Annotated in this window: 14 protein-coding genes; 6 read left to right on the forward strand and 8 right to left on the reverse strand. The window is 45.6% G+C overall.

Features of this window, described 5'->3' with window-relative positions; translation table 11 throughout:
- Nucleotides 1–22 precede the first annotated feature (22 nt).
- From IDJ77_RS04900 to IDJ77_RS04920, 5 genes are all read right to left on the reverse strand, one after another.
- A complete protein-coding gene (locus tag IDJ77_RS04900) occupies nt 23–1615 on the reverse strand; it encodes an aldehyde dehydrogenase (NADP(+)) (RefSeq protein WP_224750965.1) in 1593 nt (530 codons plus the stop codon).
- Nucleotides 1615–2451, reverse strand: coding sequence for a fumarylacetoacetate hydrolase family protein (locus tag IDJ77_RS04905; protein ID WP_191187811.1), 837 nt, complete (start codon nt 2449–2451; stop codon nt 1615–1617). The genes IDJ77_RS04900 and IDJ77_RS04905 overlap by 1 nt, the downstream gene beginning before the upstream one ends.
- Nucleotides 2452–2620: 169 nt before the next feature.
- Nucleotides 2621–3778 (reverse strand): bile acid:sodium symporter family protein, encoded by a 1158-nt coding sequence (locus tag IDJ77_RS04910; protein ID WP_317174305.1) that lies wholly within the window; start codon nt 3776–3778, stop codon nt 2621–2623.
- On the reverse strand, nt 3759–5042 hold the full coding sequence (locus IDJ77_RS04915) for a mandelate racemase/muconate lactonizing enzyme family protein (RefSeq protein WP_191187812.1): 1284 nt from the start codon (nt 5040–5042) through the stop codon (nt 3759–3761). Before IDJ77_RS04915 ends, IDJ77_RS04910 begins: the two co-directional genes overlap by 20 nt.
- 26 nt (nt 5043–5068) lie before the next feature.
- Nucleotides 5069–6022 (reverse strand): RraA family protein, encoded by a 954-nt coding sequence (locus tag IDJ77_RS04920; RefSeq protein WP_191187813.1) that lies wholly within the window; start codon nt 6020–6022, stop codon nt 5069–5071.
- Nucleotides 6023–6283: 261 nt separating this feature from the next.
- Here IDJ77_RS04920 and IDJ77_RS04925 point away from each other — a divergent pair, with 261 nt between their 5' ends.
- Both IDJ77_RS04925 and IDJ77_RS04930 read left to right on the forward strand, forming a co-directional pair.
- The gene (locus IDJ77_RS04925; protein ID WP_191187814.1) at nt 6284–7165 is read left to right on the forward strand and encodes an AraC family transcriptional regulator; all 882 of its coding nucleotides are present in this window, start codon (nt 6284–6286) and stop codon (nt 7163–7165) included.
- 8 nt (nt 7166–7173) lie between these two features.
- Nucleotides 7174–8697, forward strand: a complete 1524-nt coding sequence (locus IDJ77_RS04930; protein WP_191187815.1) for a gluconokinase — start codon at nt 7174–7176, stop codon at nt 8695–8697.
- A gap of 169 nt (nt 8698–8866) precedes the next feature.
- On the opposite strand, the gene IDJ77_RS04935 is transcribed toward IDJ77_RS04930, so the two are convergent.
- Nucleotides 8867–11218: a glycoside hydrolase family 127 protein gene (locus IDJ77_RS04935; RefSeq protein ID WP_224750966.1), complete on the reverse strand. Its 2352-nt coding sequence runs from the start codon at nt 11216–11218 to the stop codon at nt 8867–8869.
- A gap of 473 nt (nt 11219–11691) precedes the next feature.
- Nucleotides 11692–12564, reverse strand: coding sequence for an AraC family transcriptional regulator (locus IDJ77_RS04940; protein WP_191187816.1), 873 nt, complete (start codon nt 12562–12564; stop codon nt 11692–11694).
- A 138-nt stretch (nt 12565–12702) separates the two neighbouring features.
- Here IDJ77_RS04940 and fucP point away from each other — a divergent pair, with 138 nt between their 5' ends.
- From fucP to IDJ77_RS04960, 4 genes are read left to right on the forward strand one after another with little or no spacing between them, the layout of a single operon-like run.
- Nucleotides 12703–13980 (forward strand): L-fucose:H+ symporter permease, encoded by a 1278-nt coding sequence (fucP, locus tag IDJ77_RS04945; protein ID WP_191187817.1) that lies wholly within the window; start codon nt 12703–12705, stop codon nt 13978–13980.
- A 34-nt stretch (nt 13981–14014) separates the two neighbouring features.
- Nucleotides 14015–15529, forward strand: a complete 1515-nt coding sequence (locus IDJ77_RS04950; protein WP_191187818.1) for an alpha-L-fucosidase — start codon at nt 14015–14017, stop codon at nt 15527–15529.
- A 5-nt stretch (nt 15530–15534) separates the two neighbouring features.
- A complete protein-coding gene (locus tag IDJ77_RS04955) occupies nt 15535–16593 on the forward strand; it encodes an aldo/keto reductase (protein ID WP_191187819.1) in 1059 nt (352 codons plus the stop codon).
- Between the two features lie 59 nt (nt 16594–16652).
- Entirely contained in the window at nt 16653–17675 is a 1023-nt protein-coding gene (locus tag IDJ77_RS04960) for a zinc-binding alcohol dehydrogenase family protein (protein WP_191187820.1), read from the forward strand.
- Between the two features lie 201 nt (nt 17676–17876).
- Here the strand turns inward: IDJ77_RS04960 and IDJ77_RS04965 are convergent, their stop codons facing one another.
- A complete protein-coding gene (locus IDJ77_RS04965) occupies nt 17877–19307 on the reverse strand; it encodes an alpha-L-fucosidase (RefSeq protein WP_191187821.1) in 1431 nt (476 codons plus the stop codon).
- Nucleotides 19308–19333 lie beyond the last annotated feature (26 nt).

A 19333-nucleotide genomic window follows, 5' to 3' on the forward strand; every position in this document is an offset into this window, starting at 1 on the left:
TGTTTATTCTTTTATTATTAGTTTATATAGAGGTATTGTTGAAATTGCCGTTTACCCGGCGCCAAATCCCAAGCACGTTACTATCTTTTAATTCATCGGGCAGTAAAGCCTGCGGCATACCCTGGTAACAAACCGGCCTGGTGAAGCGGTAAATTGCCCCGGTGCCTACAGACGTACTGCGGGCATCAGTTGTAGCAGGGTAAGGGCCGCCGTGGACCATGGGTTCTACCACTTCCACACCGGTTGGGTAGCCGTTGATAATAAGCCGGCCAACTTTAGTTTCCAGTACATCCAGCAGGGTTTTATATGCCGGGAGCTCGTCTTCGGTGCCATGTACGGTTGCAGTAAGATGGCCAGACAGGCCTTCTACAAAGGCTACCATTTCTGATGGAGAGGTAGTGGTTATCACTATCGCAGACGGACCAAACAATTCTTCTTCCAGTTGCGGGTGCTGGTTAAACTCTTGTAAGCTTGTTTTGAAGAGCACGGGCGACTGGCGCTGCGGATCATTCGTCACCTCCCCTTCTGCAAGGATTTGCAATTCCTTAATGGCGCTTCTGATTGACACACCAGCACGGTATGCGCCGGTTATTGCCTGCGTTAACATTACCCCACCCGGGGCAGCATTTATATTATTTGTTAATTCCTGGTGGAATAACACATCGTTGTTATCTGATTCATGTATCAACAAACCCGGGTTTGTGCAAAACTGCCCAACTCCGAGGGTAAGCGCGTTTACATAACCAGCAGCTATAGTACTGCGCCGCTCTTTTAACGCTTGCGGCAATACAAAAACAGGATTACTGCTTCCCATTTCGGCAAAAACCGGGATAGGCTCGGGCCTTGCAGCGGCAGCGTTGAATATTAATTTTCCAACGCGATAAGAGCCTGTAAAAGCAATTGCTTTAATTGCAGGGCTATTGGTAAGTGCTATGCCCACCTCCGCCCTCTCGCCCTGAAGCAGGGAGAAATACCCCGGCGGCATGTCACTGGCAACACATGCCGCAACTATAGCCTTACCTACTATTTCGCAGGTTGCCGGATGGCCTGGATGGGCTTTAAACACCACGGGGCAGCCTGCAGCTATCGCGCTCACCGTATCTCCGCCGGCGGCCGAAAAGGCAAGCGGGAAGTTACTGGCTCCAAATACTGCTATCGGTCCAATTGGCCGCTGCATCGAGCGGATATCTGGCCTTGGCGCGGGTTTGCGCTGTAGGTCGCCGGTATCTATTTTGGCGTCCACCCAATTGCCTTCTCTCAACAACTTAGCGAACAACTTAGCCTGGTTTATGGTGCGGGCCAGTTCGCCCTCTATCCGCACAGTGGTTAGCGCGGTTTCCAGGCAGGCCATTTGAATGAGCTGCGGGCCGGCCTTTTCCAATTCCAATGCAATTGCATCTAAAAAACGGGCTTTTTCTATACCCGTTTTATTCCGGGTTATTACAAAATCCCTTTGTGCGGCAGCCACAGCCATGGTGATATCTTCTGCCGAGGCATTGAAAAAGCGCAGGTCGAGGTTTTCTCCCGAAGTACGGTTCACCGCATAAAAATATTCGATGCCCGAAGTGATACTTTGGCCGTCTATCAGTTGCTTGCCTTCGAAATTCATCATCATTATTCCCCTACCCGGTTTGTAAGTGTGCCTATATTGCTGATGGTGATATTGATAACATCGCCATAATTCAGCGTGAACGAATCGGGCGGTACAATGCCTGTACCTGTCATCAGGTATGCACCAACCGGGAAAGACATTTCCATAAAAAGGTATTTTGCCAGTTCCTGGTGGGCACGTTTCATCCTGCTGATCAAAATTTCATCAGCAAACATTTGCTCATCGCCCCTTAAAATCTCCAGTTGGATCTTAGTATCGTGAGAGATCGGCGCACCCGGCACATAAAGGCAAGGGCCCACGGCTGCCGCGCCATCATATGATTTTGCCTGTGGCAGGTACAGGGGGTTTTCGCCTTCAATATCCCTTGATGACATATCATTACCTATCATGTACCCTTCGATAGCACCTGTACTGCAAATAAAAAGCACGAGTTCCGGCTCGGGGACGTTCCATTTCGAATCCTTACGGATGCGTACGGTTCCGCCTGTACCAACCGCGCGGTAGCCCGGAGATTTAAAAAATATTTCGGGGCGTTCGGCGTTGTAAACCCTTGAGTAGAAATCGCCGCCACCGGCGTCTTTAGATTCTTCCATACGAGCATCCATACTGCGCAGATAGGTTACGCCCGATGCCCAGATCTCCTGGTTACCAATAGGTGCGCCCGGGTTCTCCAGGTCGGCCGATAATGCAGGATTGGCGGGTAGGTTTTGAATATCATTCAGCACCGCGTTATGCAGCCCTTCCCGGTTTATAAAACTGTCCCAGTTCCATTCCGGCGAGCTGTAAAGCAGGCCCGAGTGTTTTACAATAACTTTATCGTTGGTTTTAAAAATATGCATAGCAGTTTATTATATGCCGCGTTTTGCGGTATTAATTATTGGGTTAAAAAAATTGGTTCGTTCGGTTAACTGGTTACATTACAAAGAATGTTAAAGCAAATCGCTTTATCTTCTAAAAAACCACAGCGATGATTTTTACACAAAAAATTACTTAGCTCATATTCACTCTTTATCCTTCAACGGCGTCAGGCACAGTGGCTTCATCACCTCTTGTAGTTGGTTTTTTATGCCAGTAAGAGGCCAATAAGGAGCCGGTAATATTCATCAGGGTAGAAAAGATAACCGGGGCAAGGCCAAGCGTGCCTATTTTGCCCATCCCCTTTGCCAGCCCTGCCGCCATACCGCCGTTTTGCATCCCAACTTCTATGGCAATGGTGCGGCAGTCGCGCTCTTCCATTCCAAACAGTTTTGCCGACCAAAAGCCAAGCAAATAGCCGCCAATATTGTGCAGTAACACCAATACGGCCAGTAATAACCCAACTTTAAGCAGGCTATCGCGGCCCGCGGCCGTTATGATAATAATGATGCAGATAATACCCCCCATCGATACCAATGGCATCACTTTTTTAAGCCAGGTTGCACGCCCCTTAGCAACAGATGAAAAAAGCAACCCCAGGGCAATAGGTATCATTACCATTTTAAAAATATCCGCAACCATGAGCCAAGGATCAATTTTAATGAGCGGGCCCGCGAGTAAATTCATCAAAAAGGGTGTAACAACCGGCGAAAGCAGCGTGGAGATACTGGTAATGGTAACCGACAGCGCGAGGTTCGCTTTAGCCAGATAGGATACTACGTTAGATGCCATACCATTGGGGCAACAACCAATGAGTATGATACCGGCAGCTACCTCGGGCGGCATGGCCGCGAATTTTACGCTGAGGGTGGCAATGCTAAAGCCGAGCAGCGGCATAATAATAAAATGGCTCACCACCCCTATCAAAATCCCTTTTGGTGCCTTCAATACCCCAAGGAAATCCCTATAATGCATAGAGGTGCCCATGCCAAACATAATGAGCTGGATAAGGGGAATGATCAGTGTAGCGTATTTAAAGTCGCCATAGCTGATGAACAGCGCAGGATAATAAAGCGCCATTGCCGCCGCTCCGAATATAACTATGGTATAAGCAAAGCTTTTGGTTTTTGGATAGGCACGTGCACTTATGGCCAGCAGTAAAAAAAAAGCAAGCACATAGGGGCCGGCATAGGCCAGCCCCCTAAATGTTATCGTTAATACCAACGTGGCAAATACGGCTACAGCCAAAACCGTGGTTATTTTGCAGAAGGTGCTCATGCGCACACCATCATCAGGCAAAGAAAGGTACACCGGGCATGGCGTATTTTTTTAGCCCCTCTTCGTTTATCTCTACACCTACCCCCGGCTTATCAGATAGCACCAGGAAGCCTTTTTCGATAAATGGCTTATCGTAAGTAACTATTTCTTTCCACTTAGGTTCGGTATCGCTCAGCGTTTGCCACTCCATAATGTGAAAGTTTGGTACGGATGCGCAAACGTGCGCGGTAGCCATCGCACCCAGGAACGAACCCACCATATGCGGCGAAAATGGCACATAGTATAAGTTGGCCAGGTTGGCTATCCGCTGCCCCTCGCCTAAGCCACCACATTTCTGCAGATCGGGCATTACAATATCTATCGCAGCTTCCGAGAGCAGCCTGGTATAACCATACGCCAGGTAAAAATTCTCTCCGGCGCAAATAGGTGTAGAGGTTTCCTGCGTTACCGATTTGTAAACATCAATATTATCTGCTGGTATAGGTTCTTCCAGCCACATCAAGTTAAGGGGCTCCATCATTTTGGCAACCCTTCGACCAGTGGTTGCATCATAGCGGCCATGCATATCTACGCAAATATCTATATGCGGCCCTACTTCTTTCCTTACCGCTGCGATGGCATTGTACATCCTGTCCAGTTCGGCGTTGCTGGCCGTCCAGTTATAGCGGTCAAACTTATTCGGGTCGCGCCCATCGTCTATATCAAATTTCACAGCAGTATACCCCCGATCGATAGCGCCACGGGCGGCCTTGGCATAGTCTTTAGGTGTAGGATGCGTAGCCGTATATAATTCCGTATCGCAATACACCCGGCATTTATCCCGGTATTTACCGCCCAATAGCTGGTAAACCGGCACCCCCAGGGCTTTGCCCATAAGATCCCAAAGTGCGGCCTCTATGGCCGTTAATACCGCTACAAACATGCCCGACTGCGCCCCGCCAAAAAAGTTCGCTTTGCGTATTTCTTCGGCTATGCGGTTGGGGTTTAGCGGGCTACGCCCCTTCAGGAAAAACTCCAGCCGTTTAACCAGGTAATAAGTACCGGCAATGGCATCAACCCCTTCGCCCGAGCCCCATATGCCCTGGTTAGTATATATCTTCACAAAAAGCCCGCCGCCGGCATATGCGCACTTAACTTCGGTAATTTTGAGGTCGGCCGGAGATGATGCCTGCGATGTGCGTTCTTTGGCATCTATTAACCCCTGCCCAAATGTTTTACTCAGCGGTGCTGCCAGCGCAGCCGCACCGGCTATGGAAGCTTTCGTAAGAAAGCTGCGCCTGTTTTGATTGTTTGACATAATTTTATAATTAGCGATAGATTTATTTACCAGGTTCGGTTTTTTAGGATATTTTGTATTTGTTCTTTAGGTACCGGCAGTTCGCTGATATGATCATTCAGCCAGCGCGAAAAATCTTTTTCTATTTCTTCACTCCAGCGTGCATCTATCTGCCCGGCGGTGTACTTCCCTTCTTTTAGCCTCAGGTGGCCAAACATATCCCTTAGCCTCACTATCTCAGAAGTGGTTACAACTTTCTCGGCTAAATGCGGCGGTATAAATATTACTACGCCGCTTTCGCCAAGCACGACATCTCCGGGCATTACCGTGGCTTGCTTTATACGGGTGGGCTGGTTAATACCTATTATCATGGTATTGAGGTCGCCCGGCGGGTTATGGTACGATGGATCGTAACTTTCTACAAATGAGGTAAAGCCACCAATCTCTTTTAATCCGCGAATATCTCTTACCGCTCCGTTATACACTATACCGTTCCCGGTTTTGGCATATATGGCGTTACCTACGTTATCGCCAATGGTTGGCCCGTTTTTATGCGCGGCAAATTGGTCGGCAACGTACACATCGCCTTTTACCAATAAATCTACGGGCCAGGTGTTTTGCCCCTTCTTCCCTTGTTTTTTACCCCTGTCGTCAATCGCTTTCCATACGTCGGGCCGTGCAGGCATAAATGTTGCAGTTACCGCACGCCCTACCAAAACACTGTCAGGATTTATCACCAGCCAATTCTCGGTGAGCTGGTAGGCATAATTGGCATTTTTTAATACAGCCCAGGCTTCTTCAATACTCACAGATTTCATCCTTTTCAAAATAGCATCGGGGACTTTGGGGCGACCGTCATCAAAGCGCTCACCTTTCCACTCCGGGGTTAGGAAGATCAGCTCTTCCCTGCTGATCTGCTGGGCAGAGGCTTTTTGAAAAACGAAACAACAATGCAATAGTGCGGCACCTAAAATGCCGAAAAGGAAACGCCATTTTTTCATAGTATAAATTTGATATGCACACTGTTAAAGCGGTCGTCCCGGTTAGCAGCAGCCTGGTTTATTTTTGGAATTGGTTATGATTGCGTACAAAGAATGACAATAAAAAATCCTGAAAATACCATTAAAAAACAGCGATGGTTTTTATACAAATGTTAGTTTGATATTATGTAAACTTGCTTTTTATGGATACCGGTTTATGGTTCCCTAATACGCGCAACGGTACGGCAGTTACCACCGCGGCATACCAATTATTTATTCTGAATGAATCAATTGATACTTCAGCAGGGGGCATCTAAAGAACTTGTGCATTTTCCGCACATACTTGAGTTTGCCCACAAAAAGAATAATACCATTCAACTCAACTCGTTTAGCAGCAATGTTACCGACTGCATTTGCCTGTATTATATTTTGGAAGGAAAGTTCACCTGGATAATTGATCTGCAGGAACATACTTTATACCCCGGGGACTTTGCAATGGTATTGCCCGGCCAGCGCATTGGCGGGCAAAGCAGCATATTAAATATTGGCGCACTTTTTTGGATAAAGATAGCTACCGAAGACAGCGGCAAGCTTTTGCTGGGTAAATGGAGCGGGTTAACAAAAAAAGAAAAAATATCTGTAAACCAAATTTTGCTGGTAAATAAAGAGCAGCATGTTTTGAAACTAAAAGAGGCACACTTGCTATTGCATAACCTGCAAGCCGAATTGCAAAATGAAGAAGTAGGTTTTTATACCCGCGCAAACCAGTTGCTGGATGAGCTTTTTATTTTAATAAGCCGGCAACTCATCAGGCAGAATAATTCGAGGAGGGATTTCCCGCAAACTTTCTTAAAGCTGGAACAAACCTTAAGGCAAAATCTCGCCCATCAATGGACTGTAGAAGAAATGGCCACACTAATTGGTATGGGCACTACCGCATTTACCGAAAAAGTAAAAAATTACTCCGGATTTTCGCCGCTGAATTATTTGATAAACATCAGAATAGCCGAAGCAACCAAGCTTTTAAAAAGGAACGAGGCAAATGTTACAGATATAGCACTTAATACCGGCTTTTATTCATCGCAGCATTTCTCTACAACTTTTAAAAAACTCACAGGCTATACGCCAACCGAATTCAGAAAAAATAAAACACCAGATCAATAATATATATCATGAACTGTATCATCATCATAGAAATGGGCACGGCCGCAGTTAAGGTTTTTGCCTTTGATCTTTCCGGCAATTTAATAAGTTCCTCTAAAGGGCATTACCCAACCTTTCATGAGCAAACCGACCATAGCGAACAGGACCCCGAGCAGATGTTCATTACGATGTTATACATCTTAAAAAACCTGCTTATAGAAAAGATCTACCCCAAAAAATACACGGTAAGCTGTATTTGCTTCGGCTCGTCTATGCATAGCCTGCTGGCCGTGGATAAAGATGGCATACCATTGGGCAACGCTATTACCTGGGCCGATAACAGGGGCAAAAAAGAGGCTGCCGAACTAAAAGCCAGCGCCCTTGGCGAGGAAATATATAAAGCCACCGGAACACCCATCCACCCCATGTCGTCGTTAATAAAAATTGCCTGGATGAAAAATAATGACCCGGCAAAATTCGGACTGGCAAAAAAGTTCATGCCTATAAAAAGCTATATTATCCAACAGCTTACGGGATCATGTGTAATAGATTACAGCATTGCATCTGCTATGGGTTTGATGAATATCCACAATTTAACCTGGGACCAGGCAGCATTGGATTTTGCGGGCATCACACCAGAAGAGTTACCTGCTTTGCACCCTGTTTTCTATTCGGGCGTAGCGCTTAAAAAAGAATACCAACGGGTTTTAAAATTGCTGCCTACAGTGAAGATCCTTATCGGCTCCAGCGACGGTTGCCTGGCAACCCTGGGGGCAGGTGTTTGGGATAATGGCATGGCCACTATTACCATCGAAGATAGCGGCGCGTTCCGCATTATTGGCGATAAGATAATAGAAGATTCTAAACAGCAAATTTTTAATTACCTGCTTACCGAAAAGCATATCATTACCGGCGGGCCCACCAGCAACGGCGGCGTGATATTTAACTGGTTCACCAAACAATTCGGCGATTTTCCAAAAGCTTTTGATATCGACGAATCGATGGAGATGCTGATACAGGAAGCGGAGGGCGTTGAAGTTGGGTCGGGGGGCTTAATCTTCCTCCCCTTTCTCCATGGCGAGCGCGCGCCCATCTGGAACCCCAATGCAAGGGGTTGCTATTTTGGCGTAAACATCAGGCACGAGCGCAAGCATTTCATCAGGGCTACCATTGAGGGAATACTGTACGAAATGTACAGCATTGGCCGTACGCTGGAAAAGCATCGCGACATTAAGGGGCTGTCCATCAACGGTAACTTTGCCTCCATACCGTTTTGCACGCAAATTATTGCCGATATATTTAATAAGCCTGTAAGTACCCTAAGCCATGGCGACAGCATTGGCAGAGGAGCCTTCCTGTTGAGCGCGACCGAGATGGGTATTTATCCTTCGCTGGAAGAAGCCTCTAAAACGGTTACCATGCATCAAACCTATTATCCGAAGGCAGAAAACCACGAGATATATGCGCAATACTTTAAAGTATTTGAAAGCCTGATAACAAAAGTAGCAGATGAGTTTGATATCATCTCCGATCTGCAGCAGCGGTACAGTTAGTAGTTATATAAGCTTGTGTTTTGAAAAACAGGGTTTACAAAAGTTTACACTTTTCAATGTGTTAACCTATTAAATGCTTGACAATCAATAAATTAAATAAATTCAAGGGTTTACACTTTTTATCAGAAACACCACTTTTTTATTTGCAGATATTTAGCTCGATCTGGGTTTAGTCTTTTAGCAAACGAACTTCGTAAACAGGGCCTGCAACCGCGCCGCTTTCGGCCACAATTTTAATCCTGAAGGATTGGTTATCGGTATATTTAATATCACCGGGCAAAGTGTACACTTCGGTGAAAAATTCGTCCTGCTTACCGTTCTGTAAATCAACCTTTGCTAATTCCTTGTCGTTGATAAAAACAGAGAACCTATGGTTTCGCTCCTTACTGTAATAAGTTATACTCAACTTCTTCGCTTCGTGTTTCTTATCGGTAAGCAAATAACTAAACCACCCGTTTGCAGCCCGCCAGTGCCTGTTAAAATTCACGCCGCTAAATGCCCGTTCACTTTCCATAAAGTGATCAGATTCCGGCTGCTGTTCGCCCGTATTAATAGCATCGATGGTCTTGGCCGCAAGTTCGGCTACCTTGGCATCCTCATCGGCTAACTTTGCCTGTAAAGCGGCGAAATTCTGTTTAGATTCTTTGCGCCAGTACACCACATACCTGGCTTCGTGTATTTTATAAAAGGGTACTAACTTTAATTTTTTGTACTTATCCGGATAAATTAAATTTTGAGCTGTAAATGTTAGCGGTGCGTTGTTATCAACGCCTATTTGCGAGGCATCATTATCGGCATCGCTTACAAAGGCAGGCATATCGGTTATTTTGTACAACTCGCCCCCTGCAACATGCCCCATACGGCTGTCATCTGCATTAAGGCCCTGCTCGTTGGCTGTATCAATTACCGATGCCAGCACAATGGGTCCGCGTAATACGGCCTCATAATTAGAGCCATCCGGAAGTTTTTCGATGGTAGTTTGCATGGGCAGGGATATGGTGATCAGATCACCCTTTCGCCATTTCCGTTTTAGTGCTATGTAAGAAGAAGCTGCCGGCTTAACCTTTTGTATAACGCCATTTATCCTGACGGTTAGGCTACCCGGTTTTACCCATGCCGGGTACCTTATATTAAGCGAAAAATCACTTTTAGCAACCTTGTTAATTTTCAATTGAGTGGTATTACTCTCTGGAAAGGAGGTTAACTGAGTTAAAGCCAAACCCTTTTCGTTCCAATTTAACTGCGAAGGAATGAAGAGATTCACAAACAGCGCGTCTGCAGAATGGCTGTAGATCATTTTGGCATATTTAGCATGGTTTTCCATCCCCGAACCCACGCAGCACCACATACTGGTTTGAGGTTGCGAGTAAACACGGTAGTGCCCCGGCCGCATCGGCGTGAAATATACAAATCCGCCTTTCCCCGGCCGTTGGGTTGTAAGGATATGGTTATACAATGCCCTTTCGTAATAGTCCATATAAAGGCCTTTCGGATCGGAAAAGTACAACTGCTCGGTTAATTTAAGCATGTTATAGGTATTGCAGGTCTCGGGGCCTTCCACGCTCGATACCATGCTGGAGAAATCTGCCGAGGGGTTAAAATGTTCCCTAACGCTATTCCCCCCGGTAGCAACAGAGCGGTGTTTTACAACCGTTTCCCAAAAGAATTTGGCGGCGTGGTTATAACTGCTGTCGTTGCCCAGATCGGCAATGCGTTTAAAACCAATAATTTTTGGTATTTGCGTATTGGCATGTAAGTTATCCAGTTTGTCCTGGTCCTTTTCGAGCGGTTGTAAAATAGCCAGCTGCGAAAAGCTGTACGCCGCATCCAGGTATTTCTTATTGCCTGTTATGCTATAAACATCTGCCAGCACCTCGTTAACGCCGCCATGTTCGTTTTGCAACAGTTTTTGCATTTGCTCCGGCGTTAAAACCGTCGAAATACCGGTAAACCAATCGGCAAGCTTAATCAGCATTGCTTTTGCGGTTTGATTACCATTATACAGATAAGCATCCCGCAGGCCTGCAAACACTTTATGAACGTTGTAGAAGGGCACCCATCGTTTATTAAAGGTGTCGAAATTGCCTTTGTGTACCTCTGCCCATAGGCCGCGGCTTCCGGGAACACCACCCAGGTAACCGTCGCCGTTTTTGTCCTGGCAGATCTTCAATTCGGCAATTGTATAATTCAAGCGCTCCAATATTCGCTTATCGTTGGTATTGGCATACATCATGGCCAGGGCCGAAAGATAATGCCCGGCTATATGGCCATCTAAACCGGAGTTTTCCCAGTTGCCATAACTTTCCGACTTTTTGGGCAGGCCCGCCTCGCGCCTGAAAGGAGCCAGGAGTTTGTCGGCATTTAGTTGCAGAATATAGTATAGGTCTGTAAGTTCCTGTTCTTTAAAAATACCGGGTAAAAGTTTCACCTGCTGCAATGGAAATTCCTGAAGGCGGCTGCCGGGTTGGGCCCTCAACAATGCAGGGATAAATAAAAGGACTAAACAAAACCGTTTCATCATTTAATTTTGGTTGGTAGAAATTGGATCTAATCGTGTTATTTAGTTTTATTTTTTTAGCGTTGGCGGCGAGGGTTGAACTATGTACAGCCTGCAAATAAATGCGCAATACCCCTGTGCAGGGTTTTGCCTTACATTGCCGAAAAAACAAATTATTTATTAGTGTTTATTAAACAATTATAAATATTAATTTCTATTCAGCAAGGTTAAATTTTAAAAAAATCATACTTAGGCATAAAAATCATCACGCTATTTAAGTGTACAAATAACACTATTAAACACAATATCTGCAGTAAAGGCTATATAACTATAACCCATAAACCCGAAGCATTAATATCCTTGCAAAGTACCAGTTCAATGCTTCCGAATAAATTAATACTAATCACTTGCACCTGCGTTTTTTTAATAAATAAACAGGAATAGCCCAGCTTGCTGGCGGGGTGCTTTGCTGGCAAGTAACGGCAAGCCGGGATGAATTAACAGTTTACTTCAAATTGCTGCTTGTATAGCATCGGCGTTCTTCCTGTTATTTCTTTAAATATCTTATGAAAGCAAGAGAAATTCCTGTACCCGCATTCGTAACACACCTGCTTTACCGATAACTTATTTTCGACCAGTAATTTGCAGGCGTAGCCAATTCGTATATCTGTTAAAAAATCGAAGTAGCTTTTGCCGGTATAATGCTTAAAATATCTGCAGAACGAATTTGGGATCATTCCGGCGATTTCTGCAACCTCGGCTAACTGAATTTTACGCTGAAAATTCTTGAGCGTATAGTTATATATCGCATTGATCCGTTTATTTTCCGACTCGGGGAACTCATACTTGTAACCGATAGACGAAAGCTCGGTAACCTGGCCCGATGAGGCCATAAAGCACAAACATTCTATAAGTGCAATTATTTTATAAAGCCCTTCTGTTTGGTAAACCTTTTCAATCAGCACAGCCGCCTGTTCCGAATCGGTACCGGTAATAACAACCCCGCGCCGGGCCTTCTCCAGGAAATTTTTTACCGAACGGGCTTCCGGCAAATGCAGGAAACGCTCGCCGATGAAGTTCTCAAAAAAATGGATAACTGTAGAATACGGTTCTTCTTCTCCGGGTTCGCTGAGGTCGTAGTTTTCAAACTTCCAAAAATGCGGCAAATTGCTCCCCACCAGTACAATATCACCCGGCCCAAACTGTTTAATGTTATCCCCAATGAACTGTGTACCCTGTCCTTTATGGAAATGGATCAGTTCAACCTCCGAATGATAGTGCCACCTGTTATTAATATTGGGCCTCATTTCTTTTCGTACGCCAAAAGACTGATGGGGCTCGTAAGGTACTTTAAGCAGTTGTGGTTTCATACTGATAAATATTCCCTAAAAATAGGAATTAGAATAACGATAGATAAAATTCCTTAATAAATGGATAATTAAATAACCAGACGGATAATAAAAGGCGCTTTCTTTGGGCAACCAATTATTATACCGATTCCTGCAAATATGAAACAGAACGCGCAAAGCACCTTGTTCCCGGTGATTTTAATAACATCGTTATTTTTTTTATGGGGATTTGCCCACAATCTCGACCCTATACTTATACCCCATCTAAAACGGTCGTTCACCCTTTCAACGGTACAGGCTACCCTGGTGGATTCGGCAGTATTTATCGCCTATTTTATTATGGCGCTGCCTGCCGGGTATATCATGAAAAAATTTGGTTATAAAACCGGCATTATAACGGGCCTGCTGTTTTTTGCAGTAGGCTGTTTCCTTTTTATCCCGGCAGCCAATACGCAACAATATGCACCGTTTTTAGGTGCACTATTTGTAATAGCCTGCGGCTTAACCATATTGGAGACTGCGGCCAACCCGTATATCACCGTTTTGGGCGACCCAAAGAGCGCTACGTTCCGCTTGAATTTTGCTCAATCGTTTAACGGGCTTGCTGCTACGCTTGCCCCTATTATTGGCGCCCGGCTGATATTAAACAAGGGCAACACTATTGCTCAATTGGATACCATGACCGCAGATGCGCGTAAAATAGCGCTGGCCGCCGAAGCATCAACCGTAAAAACGCCTTATTTTATTTTAGGCGCTATCCTGGTAGTTATCGCCGTCGTGTTTGCGTTTACCAAACTCCCAAAAATTCAAAATACCGACGGACCTGCAGCGAGTAAAAATATCCTGCATGCATTTAAACACCGTCACTTATCCTGGGGAGTGGCAGCCCAGTTTTTTTATGTAGGTGCACAGGTATCGGTATTCAGCCTTTTTATTTTGTATGCTACGCACGCTGCAGGTGTATCAGATATACAGGCGGCTGATTACCTTGGTGTATGCGGCGGCGCGTTTCTTGCCGGCCGGTTTGTCGGCACGGCGCTCATGCGTTTTTTCAGATCAGAAAACTTGCTGGCTATTTACGCCATCATCAATATCGGGCTTTGTTTAGTTGCGGTTTTTGCACACGGCATTATTACGGTTTATACCGTAATTGGCATTTGCTTTTTTATGTCTATCATGTTCCCTACCATATTTGCGCTGGGCATTAAGGATCTGAAAGGCGATACCGAATTTGGCAGCAGCCTTATCATTATGTCTATCGTGGGCGGGGCAATCATCCCCCGTTTATTTGGCTACCTGAGTGATGCTACCGGCAATATACAGGCGGGCTATTATGTACCGCTGGTATGTTTTATAGTAGTTGCCCTGTTTGGGCTAAAGGGCCACCGGGTACGCAAAGTTGAACCAGATGAGCTAATCGTATCCCCCATTCTCTAACCAGCTGATTTTCAAAACACCAAACGAATAAACCATGAGAAGAAAACTAATATTTACCGGCTTAGCCGCAGCGCTCACAATAAGCGTGTCGGCTGTTTGCGCGCAGGACCTGCCCATAAACAAGGGGCCATTTAAACCTACGGATGAGTCATTAAAAGAATATAAATATCCCGAGTGGTTTAGAGATGCCAAATTCGGCATCTGGGCGCACTGGGGGCCGCAGGCGGTTCCGCGCCAGGGCGATTGGTACGCCCGCAATATGTATGTGGAAAACAGCAGGCAAAACAAATACCATGTAGCGCATTACGGCACTCCGTCGAAATTCGGGTTTAAGGATATTATCCCCTTATGGAAAGCCGAGAAATGGGATCCCGAAAAATTAATGGCCTTATACAAGCGCGCCGGCGCAAAATACTTTGTAAGCATGGCCAGCCACCACGATAATTTCTTTCTATGGAACTCAAAGATCCATAAATGGAATGCCGCTAATATGGGACCGCATAAAGATGTGGTGGGCCTTTGGCAAAAAGCAGCAAAAAAGCAAGGCCTCCGGTTTGGGGTATCCGAGCATTTGGCAGCCAGTTATACCTGGTACCAACCCGCACACGGTGCCGATACCGCCGGGCAATATAAAGGCATACCTTACGATGGTGCCGACCCGCAGTACGCTGATCTTTACCAGACCAAAGCAGCAGCCGGTGACAATGCATGGCTAACTACAAACCCTGTATACATGAAACAATGGTATGCCGAGGTTAAAGAATTAGTGGACACCTATCACCCCGACCTGCTATACTCCGACAGTAAATTACCGTTTGATGAGGTTGGCCGCAGTATGCTGGCAAACTATTATAACGGCGATATTGCCCGCAACGGCGGCAAACTAACTGCTGTTTATAACTGCAAAGAGGCTTCTAACGGAAAATGGGCGCAGGATGTAGAGCGCGGCGTGCTCGATTCGATCAGTACGTATCCATGGCAAACTGATACATCCATTGGCGATTGGTATTACCAAACCGGGCAAAAATATCGTACAGGTACCGAGGTGATACAAATGCTGCTGGATATCGTGAGCAAGAATGGCAACCTGCTGATAAACGTTGTGCAAACACCCGAAGGTGACCTGGAGCCTGATGTATTGAACATTATAGAGCAGATTGCGGCCTGGATACCTGCCAACGGTGAGGGCATTTATGGTACCCGCCCCTGGAAGATCTACGGCGAAGGCCCGTCTACCATCAAAACAAACCAAAAGAAGGGCCAGTTTGGCGGCCTGAGCGATGTTAATGCTTACCAGCCAACTGATATCCGCTTTACCACCAAAGGCAACAGCTTATATGCATTTTGCATGGATGCACCTAAGGGAGATATCCGGATCACCTCGCTTGGGAAAAACTCGAAAGTGAACGACAAGGCCATAAAATCGGTGCAGCTTTTGGGCAGCAGCGAAAAGCTGCAATGGAAGCAGGAAAATGATGCACTGGTTATAACGAAACCTGCCAATACACCAGCCTGGACCGTGCAGGGCTTAAAAATAACACTAAACTAAGGAGGATGACTGGCTTTAACCTACCGGAGGTGATTTTTGGAACCAGCGGCCTCGGCAATCTATATGTGGCCCTGGAAGATAGCGTAAAACTGGCAATTGTTGAAGAAAGTATCGCCAGCTCCGCAAAACCGGTTGTATTTGATACCGCCGGGAAATATGGAGCGGGCCTTTCGCTGGAATGCCTCGGAAAATGCCTCAAACAAAGCGGGGTAGCGCCTAAGGATGTGCTTATCAGCAATAAATTAGGCTGGCTGCGCACTGAATTGAAAACCGAAGAACCAACCTTTGAACCAGGTGTTTGGAAAGGGCTTAAATATGATGCCGTGCAAAACATCAGCTATGAGGGGATATTGCAATGTTATAAACAAGGCAACCAACTATTAAATGGGTATAGCGCTTCGCTGGTATCCGTGCACGACCCGGATGAATACCTGCTGGCGGCGGCTGATGATGACGACCGTGCCAAACGTTACCTGGATATACTGGATGCCTACCGGGCGCTGGCAGATCTAAAACAAAAAGGCGAAGTAAAGGCGATAGGCGTTGGCGCTAAGGACTGGAAGGTTATTCAAAAGATAACAAAGGATGTAGAGCTGGATTGGGTGATGATAGCTAATAGTATGACCATCCATAGTCACCCGCCGGAACTGATCCGCTTTATGGAAGAATTGGAAGCCAGGGGTATTACCATCATCAATTCTGCCGTTTTTAATGCAGGTTTTTTAACCGGAGGGGATTTTTATAATTACCGGCCCATCGATCTGAAAACTGATGAGGGTAAAGGTTTGATTGCCTGGCGGGATTGCTTCAACGCCATTTGCAATAATTTTGGAATTAAGCCGGCTGTTGCCTGCGTACAGTTTGCGTTGAGTGCGCCGGGGGTAACCAGTATTGCCTTAAACACTACCGATCCGGCAAGGGTTAAACAAAATGTGGCGATGGCGGCCACCGTTATCCCGATGGAATTTTGGCGCAAGTTAAGCGCCGAAGGCTTGATAAGTGTAGATTATCTGCCGCTCATTATCAACAGGAGTTACAAACAAAAACATTACTTGCACAGCTAAAAATTTATTTGTGTAAACAGCCACAATTGGTATTTCAACTAAAATATTAAGCCCATTAAATGAAGATATTAACCTGTACCAAGCCGGGGCATTTAGAATATGGCGTTGCCGACTTGCCTCAACTTTTACCAGGCAATGCCCTTGTGAAAATTAAAAGGATAGGCATTTGCGGAACCGACCTGCATGCCTTTGAAGGCACACAACCCTATTTTAGCTACCCACGTATTTTGGGGCACGAACTGGCTTGCGAATTGATTGATACAGGCGGCGCAGAAGGTTTTAAAAAAGGCGAAGCAGTTACTTTTATCCCCTACTACAACTGTGGCCACTGCATTGCCTGCCGTTCGGCAAAACCAAACTGTTGCACCAGCATACAGGTTTGCGGTGTACATACCGATGGCGGCATGGCCGAATATATGCAGGTGCCCACGCGCTTGCTGGTAAAAAGCGAAGGATTAGGTTTTGATGAATTGGCGCTGGTAGAGCCTTTGGCCATAGGTGCACACGGTGTGCGGAGGGCTGATGTTAAAAAAGGCGAATATGTGCTGGTTGTTGGCGCCGGCCCTATAGGGTTAGGAATTATGGAATTTGCCCGCATGGCCGGTGCCCGGGTAATTGCCGCCGATATGAACGAGCAGCGTTTGTTGTTCTGCAGCGAAGCACTAAAGGTGGATTTTACTATAAATGTGCAAACCCAGGATATTATTGAGCAACTAAAACAAATAACCGGCGGCGATATGCCCACCGTTGTGATAGACGCGACGGGAAACCAAAAAGCTATAAATAATGGATTTAATTATTTGGCGCATGGCGGCAGATACGTTTTAGTTGGCCTGCAAAAAGGAGAGCTTATTGTTAGTCACCCGGAATTTCATAAACGGGAAGCTACCCTGATGAGCAGCCGAAATGCAACCCGCGAAGATTTTGAACAGGTAGTACAAGCCATTAAAACCGGCCAAATAAAGCCCGAAACCTATATAACCCACCGCGTTACATTTGATGAGGTAGGCAACAACTTTAAAAGCTGGTTAAACCCGGCAAATGGCGTGATAAAAGCGATTGTGAGCTTTGAAAGCAATTAAACCCTGCGGGATTGATTTTTTAATTTTTTGCAAGTCTCACTTACTAAGGTGCCCGCCGCAGATTGAAGTGTCTTTTTGTTGAATAATGATTGCCATTGAAAGCTGTCGCTTACTCATGCCGCAATGGATAAAAAAAGGAAGCCGGTAAAACCGGCTTCCGGATAATTAACTATGAGAACTAATTGATTGCTGTGCTTAAAGCTATTGCCTGTTGGAAGCAGCGCTTGTTATCTTTTTTTCGTTGTAAACCTGCAATTCTGCAATTGATACCTGGCTGTCTGCCTTACGGATAGATATTCTTACTTTGTCACCTATAACTGTTGCAAAACGGTGCACCTTAATTCTGTTGGCGTTTTGTCCGTTAAATAAAGTATTCCAGGTGCCGTTTACAAAGTACTCTACGCTGTAGTCAGAAATATTGGCTTTCTGCTCTGCTATAACAACTGCATTAAAGGCCTGGCCCTTTTTTAATGTTACTTCATACCATGGTGCTTTAACAGTAGGGTTTGATACCCACGAGGTTCCGAAATCATCGTCGTTAGCATAATCCATTATCGCCGAATCATCGCTCCAACTGGAATTGGCGAACGCTTTTTTGGCGAGGTTACGTGATATAACAGGTGCATCTAATAACGGAAGCTTTGTGCCCGGCCCCTGGTTTTTCCAAAGCCTGCCTATCTCTTTTAGCGCTACAAGTGCGTTATCATCAAAAAGGCCATCGCGGTTTGGCGCAACGTTTAATATAAAGTTACAGCTTACGTTGTTAAGCGGAATCAAGATATCATTCACAATTTTTGCCGGCGATTTTACAGGATCAGTTGGATGGTTGGTTTCCCAGAACCAGTTGTATTGCAGAGGCAGGCACGCCAGCGCAGGCATCCTGTTTTTGTCTGTTGCTACGCGTTGCCCCGCCCCCATTTCATAGGTCTTGATATCGGTATAATACATTCCTTCTGCCGGATATTTTGCGCCGTTAAGGTCCATCACCATGCAATTGGGCTGCAGAGATTTAATGAGGCGGTATATTGCTTCAAATGGCACATCGTCATAAGAGATACGCGACCATGGTGCATCCCAGCCATCAATGATCAAGGCATCAACCTTACCGTATTTAGTCATCAGTTCGGTTATCTGCGCCTTAACCATATCAATATGCTTTGGCGTAATGGCATTAGGCCTAAGCTTGTGGTGGGTATCTAAAATTGAATAGTACAGGAATACCTTAAGACCGTTGGCCCTGAAGGCATCTGCATACTCTTTAACCACGTCCTTTTTTAGCGGACTATTCATTACGTTATAGTCGGTTGTTTTGGTATCCCAGATGCAAAAACCGCTGTGATGTTTCGTGGTAATACAACCATAAGTCATGTTAGCCGACTTTGCCGCTTTTGCCCACTGATCGCAATTGAGTTTTGTTGGGTTAAACAAAGCGGGTGATGCCTCCGGATCCGCCCAATCCTGGTTCATGTAAGTTGGGATGTTGAAGTGAATGAACATTCCGAAGCGGAGGTCAACAAAATCTTGCTGTAATTGAGCAAGTGTTTTTACCGGCTCTTTAGGCGCCGTTTGCGCTATTACGTTTAACGATATGGCAGCAAAAAGTATAAAGCAAAAGGCTTTAAGTTTGAACATATTATTTTTATTAATGCGGCTTTACC

The organism is Mucilaginibacter pankratovii (genome assembly GCF_014773265.1).
GTDB lineage: Bacteria > Bacteroidota > Bacteroidia > Sphingobacteriales > Sphingobacteriaceae > Mucilaginibacter > Mucilaginibacter pankratovii.